Origin of the sequence: Williamsia deligens (genome assembly GCF_024171765.1) — a bacterium.
In the GTDB taxonomy this organism is placed as follows: Bacteria; Actinomycetota; Actinomycetes; order Mycobacteriales; family Mycobacteriaceae; genus Williamsia_A; species Williamsia_A deligens.
The window spans coordinates 2496282-2513813 of sequence record NZ_JAMTCI010000001.1 but is presented as its reverse complement, the minus strand read 5'-3'; the positions used below and the strand labels follow the sequence as shown (position 1 = coordinate 2513813).

Below are 17532 nucleotides of genomic sequence, written 5' to 3'. Positions count from 1 at the left end.
CGCCTCACGTCGGCCGGATGCCGACGTACACACCCTCGGGTCGGAATCGCAGCGGCGCCTCGCAGTACTCCTCGAGAGCGTGGGCGACCCACCCGACGATGCGTGCGAGTGCGAAGACGGTGGTCGCAGCGTCGGGCACCATGCGGTAGCGCAGAGCGATCGCGGCGAGCGCGAGGTCGGAGGTCGCCGGGGAGGAGCGAGCCGAAGCCTCCGCACGGATCGCGCCGACGGCCACGCTCAAACCTGCGGGCATGCCCTCGGATTCGAGTGCGCCGAACAACGCCTCCGCGCGAGGATCACGGGTGCGGTAGACCACGTGACCGCACCCCGGGAGGCCGTCCCGGGTCGAGAGCACCGTCGCCGCATCGCTGCCGCATTCCACTGTTTCCGCGACGAACTGCTGCGCCGCCGCGGTCGCCCCGCCGTGGAGCGGTCCGTCGAACGCACCGAGCCCCGCGGACACGACGGCGTGCACACCTCCCCGCGAACTGGCCGCCACCCGCGCCGCGACGGCTCCCGCCGACAGGTCGTGATCGGCCAGCAGCACCAGCGCGGCGTTCAACAACGCCACCCGCTTCGGGGTCGCGGCCATCGGTGACAGGCGTGGCCAGAGGCGCCGCGCCAGAGCGGCATCACGCGCGGCGGCGGGGCCGACCAGCGGCATCGACTCGACCGCGCTCTCGATGATCCGGGCCGCAGCCCAGACGCGTTCCTCAGTCGAGGTGCCCTGACGGTCGGGGTCGCGAGCACCGAGCTCGTCCACCACGAGGCGGATGACGTCGAGTCCGCGGCGGCCGGCGGGCACCGTCACCGGGGATGGCCGCACGGCAGGCCACGGCGTATCCCACAGCAGCGCAGCGACATCGGTGACGTCGCGGTCCCAGGCGAGGTCACTCGCACGGCGGCCGCGGTACCAGAGTTCGTCGTCCTCGATCAGCGTCAGCTCGGTACGGATCCTCTCGACGATCCCCGCGGGGGGACGGCGTTCGGTGCGCCGCGCGAACGCCTCGACCTCGGCCACCGCGTAGAGGGTGCCGCGCATGCCCTCGATCCGGACGCTGGTGAGCAGTCCTCGGCTCACGTACGCGTACAGCGTCGCCGGGCGGACACCCAACACCCGCGCGGTCTGCGCCGTCGTCAAGTACGCGCGCCCGTCGAGGTGGAGCGCCTCGGGCCAGCGACGTGTGTGTCGACGCGTCACCGGCGGCCTCCGATGTTGATCCGATCAACGTTGACGGTGTCTCCGTCCGGGCCGAATCTAGTCCCTGTGCAACGACAACGGACACGGATGCGGATGCGGTTATGACACTCATCGATGCGGCACCGGGACTCGCGGACATCTCCGTGGCCCGCACCGAGCTGGGCGACGTCCGCGGCGACGAGGGTTTCTACCACTACGGGCCGTACCCGGCGACGGAGCTCGCACGGTCGTCGACCTTCGAGCGGGTGTGGTTCCTCTTCGTCCACGGGCGGATGCCGGATCCCGGCGAACTGGATGCGTTCACCCAGGAGATCCGTCGGGCACGCGTCGTCGACGCGCAGATCCTGGACTTCGCACACACGGTGGCGCGATCCGGCGACCGCCGGCGTCCCCTCGCCGATCTGCGGACGGTCCTCTCGGCGCTGGCCGCGCACCAGGAGTTCGGCCCCATGTGGGACAGCGACGAGGAGACGCGACGTCGCGACGGGATCCGACTCTGCGCGATGGTCCCGACCATCCTCGGCGCCGTGCACCGCGCCGCACACGGTCTCGCGCCGGTCACGCCCCGGGACGACCTCGACACCGCGGGCCACTGGCTGCACGCCGTGACCGGTGCGGTCGCTCCCGCCGACGAGGCGCGGGCGGTCGAGCAGTACCTCATCGCCACCATCGAGCACGGCTTCAACGCGTCGACCTTCACCGCGCGGGTGATCGCGTCCACCGGTGCCGACCTGCCCGCCGCCCTGTGTGGCGCACTCGGGGCGTTCTCGGGTCCGCTGCACGGTGGCGCACCCGACCGCGCGCTGGATGCGCTCGACGCGATCGTCGCCCGCGGCGGGCCGGGGATGACACCCGCCGACGTCGGCGGGGTCGGCCGCGACTGGGCCCGCGACGAGCTCGACGCCGGCCGTCGACTCATGGGGTTCGGCCACGCCGTCTACCGCACCCGCGACCCGCGGTCGGACCTCCTGCGCGAGGTCGCGCAGGGTCTCGGAGGACCGATGGTCGAGGTCGCGGTGGAGGCCGAGCGCGCCGTGGTCGAGGTCCTCGCCGAGGCCCGCCCCGACCGTCCCCGCTACGCGAACGTCGAGTTCTACGCGGGCGTCGTCATGGACCGCTGTGGCCTCCCCCGGGACATGTTCACACCGACCTTCGCGGTCAGTCGCGTGGTCGGGTGGACGGCGAACGTGATCGAACAGTCCCGCGACCGGCACATCATCCGACCCCGGGCGACCTACGTGGGCCCACCCGTGGATCAGCCGGTCTGACGGATTTGTCCTGACCGCGGGCGATCCCGTCGCGCCGTATGCGGCAAACCCGGTGGGCGGGGCGTCCACGGCCTGCCATCGTCGTGGGCATGCAGGAGGAACCACCCCACGACCATCCCGACGACGCTGTATCAACTCGCCGATACGGCGCACCCGGCGACGCGGACCTGACGGCGAGTCGCGCGCGAGCGCATCGCCTCCGTCGGGCGTGGCGCCGCTCGCTCGACCCGGGACAGCAGTCGGCGCTGCTCTCGTGGACGTCGTTCACGGTCACGTTCGCGGCGGTCCGGGCACTGACCCACTGGATCAGGGCCGGACACGGGCCCTCGGGCGGCGGGATGAGTGTCCACGGGAAGCACTTCCACCACTACAACATCGGGATCGCGATGCTCGGCGGAGTCGGCGCGATCGCCGTCCGCGGCGCCGAACACCACCGGCGCCACCCGCTCACCGCCATCAGTTACGGGGTGGGGACAGCGCTCATCGTCGACGAACTGGCGCTGCTCCTCGATCTCGAGGACGTCTACTGGTCCCAGCAGGGCCGCGAGAGCGTCGATGCCGCCGTCACGATCATCGGTGCCGGCGGCGTGGCGATCGCGGGCACCGCGTTCTGGCCGGAGGCGCGGCGGGCCCTGCGCTGATCTCGACGCGGGCGGCCGTGACACCCTGAGGAGTCCGGACCCGACACGAGCGCGAGGTGAGGGTGAACGACCGCCACACGACCCACCGTGACCGCGACGAGCACGGGCGCGCGCACAACGCCCGGCCACGTGACCGCCTCGGCCGCCCGCTCCCCCACGGGGCGATCGGAGAGGACCCGCCCGGCCCGGGTGACGACGTCACGCTCACCGCCCCCGGATCGCTGGCACTGGCACAGGAGTTGCTGGACACCGGCTGGCCGTTCCGCGCCCACGAGATCCTCGAGGCCACATGGAAACTGGCCCCCGACGAGGAACGAGCCCTGTGGAAGGGTCTCGCCCAGCTCGCGGTCGGCGCGACGCACGCCGCGCGGGGCAACACCGTGGGCGCGCGACGACTCCTCCTGCGCGGACGCGATGCGATCGCACCGTTCGACAGCCCACCGGAGGACATCGACGTGACCGGTCTGTGCACGTGGGTCGCCGACTCGCTCGCGACGCTGGATCGCGTCGACGACGCGGTCGAACTCTCCTCGCCCCGACTGCGTCGGGTCTCACGGTGACGGGCCTGCACACCGACTGGTCGCAATCGGTCGGCCTCACCACGCCGATCGTCTGCGCGCCGATGGGTGGCGCCGCGGGCGGTGCCCTCGCGGGTGCGATCAGCCGAGCCGGCGGCCTCGGGATGGTCGGCATGGGCAGCACCGGTTCGGCGGAACGGCTGTCGGCGGAGCTGGCCCTGCTCGACACCGGCGGCCGCCCCGTCGGCGTCGGCCTCGTCGACTGGCGCATGCGTCAGGACCCCGACCTGCTGAGAACGGCGATCGCCGCGCATCCCACACTGCTCAGCGTCAGCTTCGGCGGCGATCTGGACTGGGTGGCGACCGCACGATCGGAGGGCATCACGACGACGACGCAGGTCGCGACGGTCGCCGAGGCGCTCCGCGCACAGGACGCGGGCGTCGACGTCGTCGTCGCGCGGGGGCTCGAGGGCGGCGGTCACGGCGGGCCGCAGGTCGGCGCCCTGCCCCTGCTCTGCGCCGTCCTCGACGCGCTCGACATCCCCGTCCTGGCGGCCGGCGGTGTCGCCTCGGCGCGGGGACTGGCGGCCGTGCTCGCCGCGGGCGCGGCGGGCGCCTGGATCGGCACGCTGTTCAGCGCCTGCACCGAGTCCCTCGCCGACGACCGCACCCGAGCGGTCCTGGCCGCAGCCGACGAGACCACGACCGAGGTCACCACCCGCTTCGATCACGCCGCGGGTTTCCCGTGGCCCGAGCACCTCCCCCAACGGGTCATCTCCTCCGCCGGAGCGGACTCGTCCCCGGTCGACGCCGGACAGGGCGTCGGGATGGTCGGAGCACCCCGTCCGGCCGCCGACGTCCTCGCCGATCTCACGACGGGTGCCGCGGAGCTGCTGGGCCGGTGGTCGTCGTGATCCGGCCGGCGACAGCCGCAGCGGCTGCACCCGACATCGCCGCCCTGGACGCCGCGCTCGTCGACTGTCGAGCCTGCCCCCGACTCGTCGAGTGGCGTGAACGCGTCGCGCGCGAGAAGCGTCGGGCGTTCGCCGACCAGACCTACTGGGGCAGGCCGGTTCCCGGACTCGGCCCCCACGACGCGCGTCTCATCATCGTCGGCCTGGCGCCGGCGGCCCACGGCGCCAACCGGACCGGTCGCATGTTCACCGGCGACCGCAGCGGCGACGTGCTGTTCGCCGCGTTGCACGCCGTCGGGGTCGCGAACCAGCCGACGGCGGTGTCCGCCGACGACGGACTCGAGCTGCGCGGTGTCCGCATCACCGCGCCGGTGCACTGCGCGCCGCCGGACAACAAGCCCACGACGGCCGAGCGCGACGAGTGCGGCCACTGGCTCGACCGCGAACTGACCCTGCTCGCGCCGACCGCCCGCGCCGTCGTCACCCTCGGCGGTTTCGGCTGGCAGGCGGCGCTGACCGCGCTCCGGGGACACGGCTACGCGATCCCGGTCCCCCGGCCGAAGTTCGGACACGGGGCCTTCGTGGACCTGCAGGCCGCCCCCGGACACGACGTGCCTGATCTGCGGGTGTTCGGGTGCTATCACGTGAGTCAGCAGAACACCTTCACCGGACGGCTCACCCCCGCCATGCTCGAGGACGTCCTCTCAACCGCCGTTGAGTTCGCCGGGTTGTGACGGGCCACCGTCCCGTGTCGGCCAGAATGGGACGATGGTCACAGGATGTGTCGATGGTCGCTGACGGACCCGGGTTCGACCCGATCGCCCGTGCGCGCGACAACTGGGACGCCGCCGGTTGGGGTGACGTCACGTCCGGCATGGTCGCGGTCACGTCCGTCATGCGTGCGCACCAGATCCTGCTCGCCCGCGTGGAGTCGGCACTGCGCCCCTTCGATCTGAGCTTCTCCCGCTTCGAACTCCTGCGCCTGCTCGCGTTCAGCCGTCGCGGCTCGCTGCCGATCACCAAAGCCAGTGTGCGACTGCAGGTCCACGTCACCAGCGTCACCCACGCGATCCGCCGCCTCGAGTCGGCGGGCCTGGTGCGCAGGGTCCCCCACCCCACCGACGGCCGCACCACCCTCGTGGAGATCACCGACATCGGACGCTCCACCGTGGAGGAGGCGACCGCGGTCCTCAACCGGGACGTGTTCGCCGACATCGGCATCTCCGACGCCGACGCCGCCACACTCGCCGAGATCATCGAGTCGCTGCGTCGCAGCGCCGGGGACTTCTGACGTCGGTCCGCCTCAGGCGCGGTCGTGCAGCGTCACGTGATAGCCGTCCGGATCGGCGAACGTGAACGTCCGTCCGAACGGTCCGTCGAAGGGGTCGACGACGATCGTCGCGCCGTCGGCGGCCAGGGAATCGTGGATCTCCTGCACGTCGGTCGCGTGCAGCCACAGGGCCAATCCCACACCCGGCTGCGCCGCCGCGTCGAGATCCGTCCCCGGCGCGATGTCCCGCAGGGCGAAGACGATGGGCTTCGTGTCGAACACGACCGCGTGCGGCGGCCCCGCGGGGGACCGGACCACACCGAGGTGACGTTCGTAGAAGGCCTGGGACGCATCGAGGTCGCGCACCTGGATGGAGATGAAATCGGGACCGGTGACCGGCATCGCTGGACTCCTCTGTTGTGTGTCAGTTATCTGACATGAACGAGTATGTCAGAATACTGACATGAGTCAAGAGGCGGACCGGATCGACCTGTCGGTGTCGGTGGGCTACCTGCTCAAGCAGGCCTCGGCGGCGCTGCGCACCGCGATGGAGGACGTGCTGCGTCCGCTGGGGATGACGATCACGCAGTACTCCTGCATGGAGCTGCTCGCCCAGCGCCCGGGCCTGTCCAACTCCGATCTCGCACGTGGGGCGTTCGTCACCCGACAGTCCATGAACGTGCTGCTCCAGGCACTCGAGCGCGACGGCGTCGTCACCCGCGCCGACCACCCCACTGCCGGCCGGGCCCTGCCCACCCGCCTCACCCCCGGCGGCCGTCGCCTGCTCGACAAGGCCAGCGCGGCGGTCCGATCGGTGGAACTGCGAATGCTGGCCGACCTCGGCGCGGAGGACCGCACTCAGGCCGAGCGCATCCTGCGGACCATGGTGCGGTCGCTCACCGCGGATCGGACAACCGGAGGCGACGCGGCACCACCGGCCGGCTGAGGGGCTACTGTCCGAGAGTTCGGACGTCAGTCGTGGAAGCCGGTGGGAATCCGGCGCGGTCGCGCCACTGTGTCCGGTGCCGTCTGCGGCGCCGGGAGTCAGACCTGCGACGTCGTCATCAGCTCCACGGGGACGCGATGCTCCCCAGAAGCGAGACGCTCGTGCCGGTGACCACCGCACCCCCCTCCATGACCTCGATCCTCGCCTCCTGGACCCGCCGCGACTGGTGGCAGGCGTCCGGCCTTCTCGGTGTCGTCGCCGTCATGCACCTCGTCGGGTTCGGTGTGCTGATCTTCGCCATCGCACCCCACCACTACATGGCGGGGACGGCGGTGTTCGGTGTCGGCCTGGGGCTGACCGCCTACGTGTTCGGCATGCGACATGCCTTCGACGCCGATCACATCGCGGCGATCGACAACACCACCCGCAAGCTCATGGCGGACGGGAAGAAGCCGAAGTCGGTGGGCTTCTGGTTCGCGATGGGGCACTCCACCATCGTGTTCGTCCTCGCCGCGCTCGTCGTCGCCGGAGCCCACGCCGCCAACGCACTCCTCGACGAGGGCTCGTCGGTCCGCCACGGGCTCGGCGTCGCGGGCACACTCGCCTCCGGCGGCTTCCTCTACGTGATCGGCGCGATCAACATCGTCGCCCTGATCGGCATCTGGCACGTGTTCCGGCGCCTGCGCGACGGCACGTTCTCGGCCGACGAGCTCGACGCCGCCCTCGACGGGCGCGGGTTCCTCGCGCGGATCCTGCGGCCGGTCATGCGGCGCATCACCCACGCCGCGCAGATGTACCCGGTCGGCATCCTGTTCGGCCTCGGCTTCGACACCGCGACCGAGGTGGCACTGCTCGCCCTCGCCGGGACCGGCGCCGCCGCCGGACTCCCCTGGTACGCGGTCCTGGTGCTGCCGTTGCTGTTCGCGGCCGGGATGAGCCTGATGGACACGCTCGACGGGCTGTTCATGAACGTCGCCTACGACTGGGCGTTCGCCCACCCGATCCGCAAGATCTACTACAACCTGACCATCACCGTGTTGTCGATCGCCGTCGCCGTGATCATCGGGTCGATCGAGCTGATCTCGGTGCTGCACGACGACCTCGGCATGGTCGATCCACTGACCGACTGGATCAGCGGGATCGACCTGAACACCGTCGGCATCGGTGTAGTCGTCATGTTCGCGGTGGCCTGGGCCTCGGCGGTGGCCTACTGGAAGATCGCCCGGGTCGAGCAGCGCTACGCCGACATCCCGGTCAGCGCAGGGTCTCGATGATCGCGCTGAAGTCGCGCTGTCCGTTGTCGCGGGCGAACTCCGCGTAGATCTCGGCCGCATGCGCACCGATGGGCGCCCGCGCCCCGGTGGACTCGACCGCGGCCATCGCGAGACCGAGATCCTTGTCCATGAGTGCCGCCGCGAAGCCGGGACGGAAGTCGTTCGACGACGGTGACCCCGGGACCGGCCCGGGGACAGGGCAGTTCGTGTGCACCGCCCAACAGTTGCCGGTGGCCCCGGTGACCACGTCGAACAACGACTGCGCCGACAGACCCAGTTTCTCGGCGAGGACGAACGCCTCGCCGACGACGATCTGCTGCGCGGCCAGGATCATGTTGTTGCAGACCTTGGCGGCCTGTCCGCTGCCGGTGTCGCCGCAGTGGATCACCTTGCCGGCCATCGGTTCCAGGACGGGCTGTGCCGCCGCGAACGCCTCCGCGGTGCCGCCGACCATGAAGGCGAGCGTCCCCGCGGTCGCACCTTTCACCCCGCCGGACACCGGCGCGTCGACCTGCAGGAGACCGGCATCGGCGGCGCGGGCGTTGACCGCACGGGCGTCGTCGACGGAGATGGTGGAGCTGTCGATCAGCAGAGTGCCGGGTCCCACGACACCGAGGATCTCGTCGTAACACGACGACACCAGTGCACCGTTGGGCAGCATGGTCACGACGACATCCGCGCCCCGCGCAGCGTCGGCGACCGACGACTCGACGGTGACACCGGCCTCCCGCGCGCGGGCGACCGCCTCGGGCACCGGGTCGTAGCCGTGGACCGTGTGGCCGGCCGCGACGAGGTTCGCCGCCATCGGGCCACCCATGTTGCCGAGTCCGAGAAAGGCGATGGTGGTCATCGTGCACCTCCGGTTGCTGCGTCCTTCGCGACGGCCCGTCCGATGACCATGCGCATGATCTCGTTGGTGCCCTCGAGGATCCGGTTGACCCGCAGGTCGCGGACGATCTTCTCGAGGCCGTAGTCGTGCAGGTAGCCGTAGCCGCCGTGCAGTTGCAACGCCTGGTCGGCGACAGCGAAGCAGTGGTCGGTGACGAACCGCTTGGCCATCGCGCAGGCGGTGACCTTGTCGGGATCGTCGGCGTCGAGAGCGGCCGCGGCGCGGGCGAGCATCAGGCGTGAGGCCTCGACGTCGGTCGCCATGTCCGCGAGCGTGAAGCGGATGGTCGGCTCGTCGATGAGCTTGCCGCCGAACGCCTCCCTCTCGTGGAGGTAGGCGCGAGAACGCTCCAGCGCCGCGCGCGCCCCACCGAGGGAGCACGCCGCGATGTTGATCCGGCCGCCGTTGAGACCGTTCATCGCGATCCGGAAACCGGTGCCCTCCCCGGCATCGCCACCGAGCATGTTCGCCGCGGGGACCCGGACGTCGTCGAAGATCACGGCCGCCGTGGGCTGGGCGTGCCAGCCCATCTTCTTCTCCTGCGCGCCGAACGACAGTCCGGGCGTCCCGTTCTCGACGACGAAGGTCGAGATCCCTCCCGGTCCGTCGCCGCCGGTGCGCGCCATGACGACGTACACGTCGGAGACGCCGCCGCCGGAGATGAACTGCTTCACGCCGTTCAGGACGAACTCGTCGCCGTCGCGGACCGCGCGGGTCCGCAACGCCGCTGCGTCCGACCCGGCCGCAGGCTCGGTCAGGCAGTAGCTCGCGACGAGTTCCATGGTCGCCATCCGCGGAACCCACTGGGCCCGTTGCTCGTCGGTGCCGTAGGCGTCGACCATCCAGGTGGCCATGTTGTGGATGGAGAGGAATGCCGCCGTGGTGGGGTCGGCGGCGGCGAGCTCGGTGAAGATGCGGACACCGTCGAGCCGGGTCAGGCCGCTGCCGCCGAACTCCTCGCGGCAGTAGATCGCCGCCATGCCCAGTTCGGCGGCTGCACGCAGCTCGTCGACAGGGAAGTGCTTGTCCTCGTCCCACGCCAGCGCATTCGGCGCGATCCGCTTCGCCGCGAACGCCGCCGCGGTGTCGACGATGACGCGTTCGGAGCTGCTCAGAGCGTCGGCGACGGCGGTCATTGCATCGTGGGGATGACGAACTCGGCGCCGTCCTTGATGCCCGACGGCCAGCGCGTCGTGATCGTCTTGACCTTGGTGTAGAACTGGATCGCCGCGGGCCCGTGCTGGTTGAGATCGCCGAAGCCGGACCGCTTCCAGCCGCCGAAGGTGTGGTACGCGACCGGCACCGGGATCGGGACGTTCACGCCGACCATGCCGACCTGGACCCGCGCGCAGAAGTCGCGGGCGGCGTCGCCGTCCTGGGTGAAGATCGCGACACCGTTGCCGTACTGGTGGTCCGAGGCGAGCGCCAGCGCCTCCTCGTAGTCGCCGGCGCGCACGATGCACAGGACCGGACCGAAGATCTCGTCGGTGTAGATGCTCATGTCCTTCGACACGTGGTCGAACAGGGTGGGGCCGATGAAATACCCGGCCTCGAGTGCCGCGTCACCGAAGGTGAGGTCGTCGGCGGCGCGATCGCGACCGTCGACGACGAGTTCCGCCCCGGCGTCGACACCCTGGCCGATGTAGTCGCGCACCCGCTCGAGCGCAGCGGCACTCACCAGGGGGCCGTAGTCGGCCTTGGGGTCGTGGCTGTGCCCGACCCGCAACGCCGTCACACGCTCGACGAGCCTGTCCCGCAGACGGTTCGCGGTCTCCTCGCCGACGGGGACCGCGACGCTGATCGCCATGCACCGCTCACCGGCGCTGCCGTAGCCGGCGCCGATCAACGCGTCGACGGCCTGATCGAGGTCGGCGTCGGGGAGGATGATCATGTGGTTCTTCGCGCCGCCGAAGCACTGCGACCGTTTCCCGTGCGCCGCGGCGGTGGAGTAGATGTACTGCGCGATGTCGGAGGACCCGACGAACCCCAGCGCCTGCACGTCGGGGTGTTCCAGCAACGCGTCGACGGCCTCCTTGTCGCCGTGGACGACCTGGAACACGCCCGCGGGGAGACCCGCCTCGAGGAACAACTCGGCCAGACGCACCGGGACCGACGGATCCCGCTCGCTGGGCTTGAGGATGAACGCGTTGCCGCACGCCAGCGCGGGCCCGGCCTTCCAGAGCGGGATCATCGCCGGGAAGTTGAAGGGCGTGATGCCCGCGACCACACCGAGCGGCTGACGCACCGAGTGGACGTCGATGCCGGTGCCGGCGCCTTCGGTGAACTCGCCCTTGAGCAGATGCGGGATGCCGATCGCGAACTCGATCACCTCGACACCGCGCTGGATGTCGCCGTGGGCGTCGGCGATGGTCTTGCCGTGCTCGATCGAGAGCAGCTCCGCCAGCTCGTCGGCGTTCTGGTTGACGAGATCGACGAAACGCATCATCACCCGCGCCCGCTTCTGCGGGTTCCACGCTGCCCACACCCGCTGTGCGGCAACCGAGGACGCCACGACGTCGGCGACCTCCGCCGTCGACGCGAGCGGCACCGTCGCCTGCACCTGACCGGTGCTGGGGTTCATCACGTCGGCGCTGCGACCCGAGGTCCCGGCCCTGCGGACACCATCGACGAAGTGGGGGATCTCGGCGGTCATACAGGGTCCTTCTCGCGAGGATGGGAACCGGCGAACCGGCTCCGGGAGTGACACGCTTCACCGTACACTAGGAACTCCTAGTAAATGTCGGCGGATGCCGACGACGTGCACGTCGAGACGAGGCGGAGATGTCGATGCCCACGAGCGATCCCACCGAGCAGTTCCGGGCGGCCCGCGCAGCCCTGCTCGAGAACTCCGACGACCTCGACGCGGCGCGCGCGGCGTTCACCTGGCCGCAGCTCGACCGGTGGAACTGGGCGCGGGACTGGTTCGACGTTCTGGCCGCCGAGCGAGAGCGCGACGACGACCATCGACCGGCACTGTGGCTCGTCGAGGAGGACGGCAGCGAGGACCGGTGGTCCTTCCCGCAGATGCGCGACCGGTCGGTACGCATCGCGGCGTGGCTCGCCGAGCAGGGCGTCGGGCCCGGTGAGCGGATCCTGCTGATGCTCGCCAACCAGGTCGAGCTGTGGGAGGTCATGCTCGCCGCCATCCGTCTCGGCGCCGTCGTCATCCCCGCGACGACCCAGCTCTCCCGGGCCGACGCCGCCGACAGGATCGGCCGCGGCGGCGTGGACCACATCATCGTGCGCGGCGAGCTGACCGCCACCATCGACGACGCCGTCGCCTCCCTGGACGACGGCCGGTCCCCCACGCGCATCGCCGTCGGCGCGACGACCGATCCGGAGTGGACCCCCTACCCCGACGCGGGCGCGCTCGCCAACCCGACGGGGTTCGTCGAGCACGACACCCACGCCGACGACACCTTGTTGCTCTACTTCACCTCCGGCACCACGTCGCGCCCGAAGCTGGTGGAACACACGCACGCGTCGTATCCCGTCGGGCACCTGTCGACGATGTACTGGATCGGCCTGCAGCCGGGCGACGTGCACCTCAACGTGTCGTCGCCGGGATGGGCGAAACATGCGTGGTCGAACGTCTTCGCGCCGTGGAACGCCGGGGCGTGTGTGTTCCTGTTCAACTACACCCGCTTCGACGCCGCGGCCCTGATGGCCCAGATGCAGCGGTGCGGTGTCACCACCTTCTGCGCGCCACCGACGGTGTGGCGCATGCTCATCCAGAGCGACCTCAGCCGACTCACCACACCGCCGCGACTGGCCGTCGGTGCGGGTGAACCGCTCAACCCCGAGGTGATCGATCGCGTGCGCGACGCGTGGGGTGTCACCATCCGCGACGGGTTCGGGCAGACCGAGACCACGGTGCAGATCGCGAACACCCCGGGCCAGGCGATCAAGGACGGGTCGATGGGCCGGCCGTGCCCGGGGTACACGATCGGGCTGGTGGATCCGGCCACCGGTGAGTCCGGCGTCGACGAGGGCGAGATCTGCGTGAGCCTCGATCGGCGTCCACTCGGGCTGATGGTGGGCTACCACGGCGACCCCGACCGCACCGCCATCGCGATGGCCGGCGGCTGGTACCACACCGGCGACGTCGGCAGCCGTGACGCCGACGGCTACATCACCTACGTCGGTCGGACCGACGACGTGTTCAAGTCCAGCGACTACCGGATCAGCCCGTTCGAGCTCGAATCCGTTCTGCTCGAACACGATGCCGTGGCCGAGGCCGCGGTGGTCCCCGCCCCGGACGAGGTGCGCCTGTCGGTGCCGAAGGCGTACATCGTCCTGGCGGCCGGGTGGTCGCCGGACGCCGACACCGCCGCCGCGATCTTCGCGCACAGCCGCGACCACCTCGCCGGCTACAAGCGGGTGCGGCGCATCAGCTTCGGTGAGCTGCCCAAGACCATCAGCGGCAAGATCCGCCGGGTCGAGCTGCGGGCCGCCGAGGTGTCCGGCGACGTCGCGGAGTTCCGGGAAGACGACGTCCGTCCGGCCGGTGCGGGGCGCGGTTAGCCTGGTGTGATGACCGCCACCATCGCACTCGACGACCTCGTCGCGGCCCTGCCCGACGGCGCGGTGATCACCCATCCGGACATCATCGCCGGGTACCGACAGGACCGTGCGCTGGATCCCGACGCGGGGATGCCGTCGGCGGTCGTGCGGGCGCGCAGCACCGACGACGTCGTCGCGGCCGTGCGCTGGTGTGCGACGAACTCCGTCGCGATCGTGCCCCGTGGTGCAGGCACCGGCCTGTCGGGTGGGTCGAGCGGTGTCGACGGGTGCATCGTCATCTCCACCGAGGCGATGCGCGACATCCATGTCGACCCCGTGATGCGCACCGCGACAGTGCAACCCGGCCTGCTCAACGCCGAGGTGAAGGCCGCCGTCGCCGAGCACGGGCTCTGGTACCCGCCGGACCCCTCGTCGTTCGAGATCTGTTCGATCGGCGGCAACGCGGCCACGAACGCCGGCGGTCTGTGTTGCGTGAAGTACGGCGTCACCACCGACTACGTCCTCGGCATGGAGGTCGTTCTCGCCGACGGCCGGGCAGTGCGTCTCGGCGGACCACGTCTCAAGGACTCCGCGGGACTGTCGCTGGTGAAGTTGTTCGTCGGCAGCGAGGGCACCCTCGGCGTCATCACCGAACTGACCCTGCGCCTCCTGCCGCCCCAGCCGGCCGCGTCGACGGTGGTGGGCAGCTTCTCCTCCGTGCACGACGCCACCGAGGCAGTCCTCGCGATCACGAACACCATCCGACCTGCGATGCTGGAGTTCATGGACTCGGTGGCGATCAACGCCGTCGAGGACCACCTGCGGATGGGCCTCGACCGCGGGGCCGGCGCCCTGCTCGTCGCCCAGAGCGACTCCCCCGGCGAGGCGGCCGCGGCCGAGATCGCCGTCATCGTCGACGCGTTCGAGGCGAACAACGCCTCCGAGGTGTTCTCCACCGACGACCCGGAGGAGGGTGAGGCGTTCACCGTGGCGCGCCGGATGGCCATCCCGGCGGTGGAGAAGCTGGGATCGCTGCTGCTCGAGGACGTCGGTGTGCCGCTGCCGAAGCTGCCCCACCTCGTCGACGGGATCGCCGCGATCGCCGACGCGCGGGACGTCATGATCTCGGTGATCGCCCACGCCGGCGACGGGAACACCCACCCGCTCATCGTGTTCGACCCCGACGACGCCGATCAGTCCGCGCGCGCCCATGTCGCGTTCGGCGAGGTGATGGACCTCGCGATCGGCCTCGGCGGCACCATCACCGGTGAGCACGGCGTCGGCCGGTTGAAGAAGCCGTGGTTGCCGAACCAGGTCGGCGAGGACGTCATGGACATCTCCCGGAAGGTGAAGGCCGCACTGGACCCCCACGGCCTGCTCAACCCGGGCGCGGTGTTCTGACGCGTCCCCGCGGCCCTGTCACGCACACCGGCGCGTATTCCGATCCGATCACGCCGCGGCAAAGCGGGGAGATCGGCGTCGGGCCCGCATAGCGTCAGCTGCGATACGCCCACCCACGAGTCAGGAGACATCCATGAGCGCCGGCGACAACGTCTACCGCATCACCGAGATCGTCGGTTCGTCCACGACGAGCATCGACGACGCCATCCGCGCCGCGATCTCGCGGGCGAACCAGACGCTGCGCAACCTCGAGTGGTTCGAGGTCGTCGAGACCCGCGGGCACATCGAGAACGGCGAGATCGGGCACTTCCAGGTCACGCTGAAGGTCGGCTTCCGCCTCGGCGACTGACCGGCGGGTCCGGGTCGCCGGGCGACCTCAGTACCCGAAGTACCCCTCGAGCAGTCGGAGGTAGATCTCGGCGGGGGTCGGGTAGCTGGGCACGGCGTGCCACAGGTCGTCGACGGTGATCTTCCCGACGATCGCGACGGTGGCCGCGTGGATCAACTCCCCCGCCTCGGGCCCGACGAACGTCGCCCCGACCAGCGTGCGGGTGGCGTCGTCGACGACGATCTGCGCAGTCCCCGACGCGTCGTCGCGGAGCAGTCCGACTCCCGCCGCCGCGGTGATCGGCTTCGTGATCACCGTGACGCTGTCGTAGGCGGAGCGCGCCTCCTTCTCCGACAGCCCGGTCGACGCGACCTCCGGGTCGGTGAAGACCACCTGCGGCACGGGCGGGGCGGCCGGGACCGTCGTCGGTGTGCGCCCCTCGGCGACCGCCGCGATCCGCTGCCCGACGATGCGGGACTGGTACTTGCCCCAGTGGGTGAGCATCGGCCCGAACGACGCGTCACCGACCGAGTAGAGCCAGTCGACGCCGTCGTACCCCTCGGGTGCGGACACGTGTGACGGGTCGGTGACGCCGACGGTGTCGAGACCGATGTCGTCGACGGTGCGATGACGGCCGGCGGCGACGAGGATCTCCGCGGCGGTGATGTCCTGCCCGTCGACGGTCACGGTGACCGGTCCGCCGTGCGGCACGCCGGTCGCTCCCCCGCCCTCGTCGACCGACCCGCGGCTCGCAGCGGTGATGTCGACGCCGAGCCGGATCTCGACGCCGGCGTTGCGCAGCGCCTCGGCGACGGCCTCGCCCGCGAAGTCGTCGAGGGTGCCGAGCAGGGTGCTGCGGACCAGCATGGTGACGGCGCTGCCGAGGGCGTTCATCCACGTCGCCGCCTCGCACGCGACCACCCCGCCGCCGATGATGATCAGCGACTCGGGCACCTCTCGGACGCCGGTGGCGTCGCGTGACGTCCACGGGGCGACGTCGGCGAACATCGCGGGGACCGACGCGGTGCTGCCCGTGGCGACGATGACCGCGTGGCGGGCGTGCAGGGTGCGCGGGCCGTCGCCGGTGCTCACCTCGACCGTCTTCTCCCCCGCGAGCCGGCCGGTGCCGGTGACGACGTCGATCCCGGTGTCGGCGGCCCACTTCCGTTGCGAGCTGTCCGAGTAGTGGCTGACCCAGGTGTCGCGTCGGGCCATGAGCGCGGTCGCGTCGACCCCGTCGGCGACGGACACACCGTCGAGGTGGCGCGCGGCGTTCGCGACCTCGAGCGGCCGCAGCAGCGCCTTGCTCGGCATGCACGCCCAGTAGGAGCACTCGCCACCCAGCAGCTGGTTCTCCACGATCGCCGCGGTGCGATCGGAGTTCGCGACGGCGAACTGCGCGGCCACCTCACCGACCGCACCACCGCCGAGCACGATCACGTCGTAGGTGTCGGTCCGTGCGCCTTCGGTGGCGGGGGAATCGGTCATCGCCCCAGACTGCTACGGATTTCCGGACTTGTCAGCGGCTCGGTGGCGATCGCGGTCTCGTCGTCGCCGGTTCCGCGGACGGCCGAGATGCGCGCGAGAACCACGACGGCGCAGACCATCACGGCCAGCGCCGCGACCATCACGCCGTTCTGCCACCAGCCGACACGCACCGACTCCCCGAGCAGCGCGACGCCCAGGGCCATCGAGACGGCGGGTTCCATCACCGTCATCGCCGGGAACGACGTCTGCAGTTCCCCGGCGACGAAGCTGCGCTGCTGCGCGACGATGCCGCCGACCGCGACCACCGCGAACAGGTAGACCTCGGGGCGCTGCCACAGGAACAGCGGGTCGTGCACCACCTGGTAGACCACGGCCTTGATGAGCAGGGCACCGATGCCGAACAGGGTGCCCGCGACCAGGCCGTAACAGAGGGCGCGGTAGTGGTCGTCGGCGCGTTCGGCGATGACGACCAGGGCGACGACGAGGGCGATCATCGCCCCGACGGTGCCCACGATCAGCAGGTGGTCCGGCCTGCGGTCGACCTCTTTCGGGTCGGCCAGCAGCAGGAAGACGCCGACGCAGGCGACGAGGACACCACCCCAGGCCCACTCGTGGCGGGTGGGATGTCGGTGGTCGGCGACGGCCTCCATGGGCAGGGCGAACAGCACGGCGAGGACCACGATCGGCTGGACCAGCAGGATGGACCCGAGGCCCAGCGCCGCGGCCTGCAGACCGAAGCCGGTGAGGGCCACCGCGGCGCCGACTGCCCACATCGGGGTCATCGCTCCCCCCGTGGTGCAGGAGGCCCGCTGACGGAGCACCGTGCCCAGCGCGATCAGCGCCGCTGCGCCGACCGCGAGGACTGCGGGGATCCACGTGTGCACTGTGTCG

Annotated in this window: 18 protein-coding genes; 11 read left to right on the top strand and 7 right to left on the bottom strand. The window is 70.9% G+C overall.

The window, feature by feature from the left end:
* Nucleotides 1-4 precede the first annotated feature (4 nt).
* Nucleotides 5-1201, bottom strand: a complete 1197-nt coding sequence (locus LX14_RS11780) for a citrate synthase (protein WP_253647376.1) — start codon at nt 1199-1201, stop codon at nt 5-7.
* A gap of 101 nt (nt 1202-1302) precedes the next feature.
* Between LX14_RS11780 and LX14_RS11775 the strand changes: the two genes are divergently transcribed.
* The 6 genes from LX14_RS11775 to LX14_RS11750 all read left to right on the top strand — a co-directional run bounded on the left by LX14_RS11775 (nt 1303) and on the right by LX14_RS11750 (nt 5833).
* Nucleotides 1303-2469 carry a citrate/2-methylcitrate synthase gene (locus LX14_RS11775; protein ID WP_253647375.1) on the top strand — a complete coding sequence of 389 codons (1167 nt, stop codon included), beginning with the start codon at nt 1303-1305 and terminating at the stop codon, nt 2467-2469.
* Nucleotides 2470-2558: 89 nt separating this feature from the next.
* Nucleotides 2559-3110 (top strand): hypothetical protein, encoded by a 552-nt coding sequence (locus LX14_RS11770; protein ID WP_253647374.1) that lies wholly within the window; start codon nt 2559-2561, stop codon nt 3108-3110.
* 62 nt (nt 3111-3172) lie between these two features.
* Nucleotides 3173-3670, top strand: a complete 498-nt coding sequence (locus LX14_RS20970) for a DUF309 domain-containing protein (protein ID WP_372505379.1) — start codon at nt 3173-3175, stop codon at nt 3668-3670.
* A 62-nt stretch (nt 3671-3732) separates the two neighbouring features.
* The gene (locus LX14_RS11760; RefSeq protein WP_253647992.1) at nt 3733-4542 is read left to right on the top strand and encodes a nitronate monooxygenase; all 810 of its coding nucleotides are present in this window, start codon (nt 3733-3735) and stop codon (nt 4540-4542) included.
* Nucleotides 4530-5276, top strand: a complete 747-nt coding sequence (locus LX14_RS11755; protein WP_308214096.1) for a uracil-DNA glycosylase — start codon at nt 4530-4532, stop codon at nt 5274-5276. The genes LX14_RS11760 and LX14_RS11755 overlap by 13 nt, the downstream gene beginning before the upstream one ends.
* 53 nt (nt 5277-5329) lie before the next feature.
* Nucleotides 5330-5833, top strand: coding sequence for a MarR family winged helix-turn-helix transcriptional regulator (locus tag LX14_RS11750; RefSeq protein ID WP_253647372.1), 504 nt, complete (start codon nt 5330-5332; stop codon nt 5831-5833).
* Between the two features lie 12 nt (nt 5834-5845).
* Here LX14_RS11750 and LX14_RS11745 read toward each other — a convergent pair whose 3' ends face one another.
* Nucleotides 5846-6214: a VOC family protein gene (locus LX14_RS11745; RefSeq protein ID WP_253647371.1), complete on the bottom strand. Its 369-nt coding sequence runs from the start codon at nt 6212-6214 to the stop codon at nt 5846-5848.
* 61 nt (nt 6215-6275) lie between these two features.
* Between LX14_RS11745 and LX14_RS11740 the strand changes: the two genes are divergently transcribed.
* Nucleotides 6276-6758: a MarR family winged helix-turn-helix transcriptional regulator gene (locus LX14_RS11740; protein ID WP_253647370.1), complete on the top strand. Its 483-nt coding sequence runs from the start codon at nt 6276-6278 to the stop codon at nt 6756-6758.
* Nucleotides 6759-6946: 188 nt separating this feature from the next.
* Nucleotides 6947-8032 carry a Nickel transporter NicT gene (nicT, locus tag LX14_RS11735; protein ID WP_301283610.1) on the top strand — a complete coding sequence of 362 codons (1086 nt, stop codon included), beginning with the start codon at nt 6947-6949 and terminating at the stop codon, nt 8030-8032.
* Here the strand turns inward: nicT and mmsB are convergent.
* Genes mmsB through LX14_RS11720 form a run of 3 tightly spaced genes read right to left on the bottom strand, consistent with a single transcriptional unit; the run spans nt 8013 to nt 11574 of the window.
* Entirely contained in the window at nt 8013-8882 is an 870-nt protein-coding gene (gene mmsB / locus LX14_RS11730; RefSeq protein WP_253647368.1) for a 3-hydroxyisobutyrate dehydrogenase, read from the bottom strand. The two genes, nicT and mmsB, sit on opposite strands and share 20 nt — an antisense overlap.
* On the bottom strand, nt 8879-10057 hold the full coding sequence (locus LX14_RS11725; RefSeq protein WP_253647367.1) for an acyl-CoA dehydrogenase family protein: 1179 nt from the start codon (nt 10055-10057) through the stop codon (nt 8879-8881). Before LX14_RS11725 ends, mmsB begins: the two co-directional genes overlap by 4 nt.
* Nucleotides 10054-11574 (bottom strand): CoA-acylating methylmalonate-semialdehyde dehydrogenase, encoded by a 1521-nt coding sequence (locus tag LX14_RS11720; protein ID WP_253647366.1) that lies wholly within the window; start codon nt 11572-11574, stop codon nt 10054-10056. Before LX14_RS11720 ends, LX14_RS11725 begins: the two co-directional genes overlap by 4 nt.
* A gap of 128 nt (nt 11575-11702) precedes the next feature.
* Here LX14_RS11720 and LX14_RS11715 point away from each other — a divergent pair, with 128 nt between their 5' ends.
* The 3 genes from LX14_RS11715 to LX14_RS11705 all read left to right on the top strand — a co-directional run bounded on the left by LX14_RS11715 (nt 11703) and on the right by LX14_RS11705 (nt 15174).
* Complete coding sequence (locus tag LX14_RS11715) at nt 11703-13445, top strand: AMP-binding protein (RefSeq protein ID WP_253647365.1); 1743 nt, start codon at nt 11703-11705, stop codon at nt 13443-13445.
* A 9-nt stretch (nt 13446-13454) separates the two neighbouring features.
* Entirely contained in the window at nt 13455-14825 is a 1371-nt protein-coding gene (locus LX14_RS11710) for an FAD-binding oxidoreductase (protein WP_253647364.1), read from the top strand.
* Between the two features lie 133 nt (nt 14826-14958).
* Nucleotides 14959-15174, top strand: coding sequence for a dodecin (locus tag LX14_RS11705; RefSeq protein ID WP_253647363.1), 216 nt, complete (start codon nt 14959-14961; stop codon nt 15172-15174).
* Nucleotides 15175-15201: 27 nt separating this feature from the next.
* Here the strand turns inward: LX14_RS11705 and LX14_RS11700 are convergent, their stop codons facing one another.
* Nucleotides 15202-16641 (bottom strand): dihydrolipoyl dehydrogenase family protein, encoded by a 1440-nt coding sequence (locus LX14_RS11700; protein WP_253647362.1) that lies wholly within the window; start codon nt 16639-16641, stop codon nt 15202-15204.
* Nucleotides 16638-17525 carry a DMT family transporter gene (locus LX14_RS11695; RefSeq protein WP_253647361.1) on the bottom strand — a complete coding sequence of 296 codons (888 nt, stop codon included), beginning with the start codon at nt 17523-17525 and terminating at the stop codon, nt 16638-16640. The genes LX14_RS11700 and LX14_RS11695 overlap by 4 nt, the downstream gene beginning before the upstream one ends.
* Nucleotides 17526-17532 lie beyond the last annotated feature (7 nt).

Coding starts and splice junctions, on each gene's coding strand:
- LX14_RS11760 (WP_253647992.1), top strand. CDS start 3,733: ATGGGTGGCGCCGCGGGCGGTGCCCTCGCGGGTGCGATCAGCCGAGCC.
- mmsB (WP_253647368.1), bottom strand. CDS start 8,882: ATGACCACCATCGCCTTTCTCGGACTCGGCAACATGGGTGGCCCGATG.
- LX14_RS11740 (WP_253647370.1), top strand. CDS start 6,276: ATGAGTCAAGAGGCGGACCGGATCGACCTGTCGGTGTCGGTGGGCTAC.
- LX14_RS11750 (WP_253647372.1), top strand. CDS start 5,330: ATGGTCGCTGACGGACCCGGGTTCGACCCGATCGCCCGTGCGCGCGAC.
- LX14_RS11725 (WP_253647367.1), bottom strand. CDS start 10,057: ATGACCGCCGTCGCCGACGCTCTGAGCAGCTCCGAACGCGTCATCGTC.
- nicT (WP_301283610.1), top strand. CDS start 6,947: ATGACCTCGATCCTCGCCTCCTGGACCCGCCGCGACTGGTGGCAGGCG.
- LX14_RS11715 (WP_253647365.1), top strand. CDS start 11,703: ATGTCGATGCCCACGAGCGATCCCACCGAGCAGTTCCGGGCGGCCCGC.
- LX14_RS11705 (WP_253647363.1), top strand. CDS start 14,959: ATGAGCGCCGGCGACAACGTCTACCGCATCACCGAGATCGTCGGTTCG.
- LX14_RS11770 (WP_253647374.1), top strand. CDS start 2,559: ATGCAGGAGGAACCACCCCACGACCATCCCGACGACGCTGTATCAACT.
- LX14_RS11720 (WP_253647366.1), bottom strand. CDS start 11,574: ATGACCGCCGAGATCCCCCACTTCGTCGATGGTGTCCGCAGGGCCGGG.
- LX14_RS11700 (WP_253647362.1), bottom strand. CDS start 16,641: ATGACCGATTCCCCCGCCACCGAAGGCGCACGGACCGACACCTACGAC.
- LX14_RS11745 (WP_253647371.1), bottom strand. CDS start 6,214: ATGCCGGTCACCGGTCCCGATTTCATCTCCATCCAGGTGCGCGACCTC.
- LX14_RS11775 (WP_253647375.1), top strand. CDS start 1,303: ATGACACTCATCGATGCGGCACCGGGACTCGCGGACATCTCCGTGGCC.
- LX14_RS11710 (WP_253647364.1), top strand. CDS start 13,455: ATGACCGCCACCATCGCACTCGACGACCTCGTCGCGGCCCTGCCCGAC.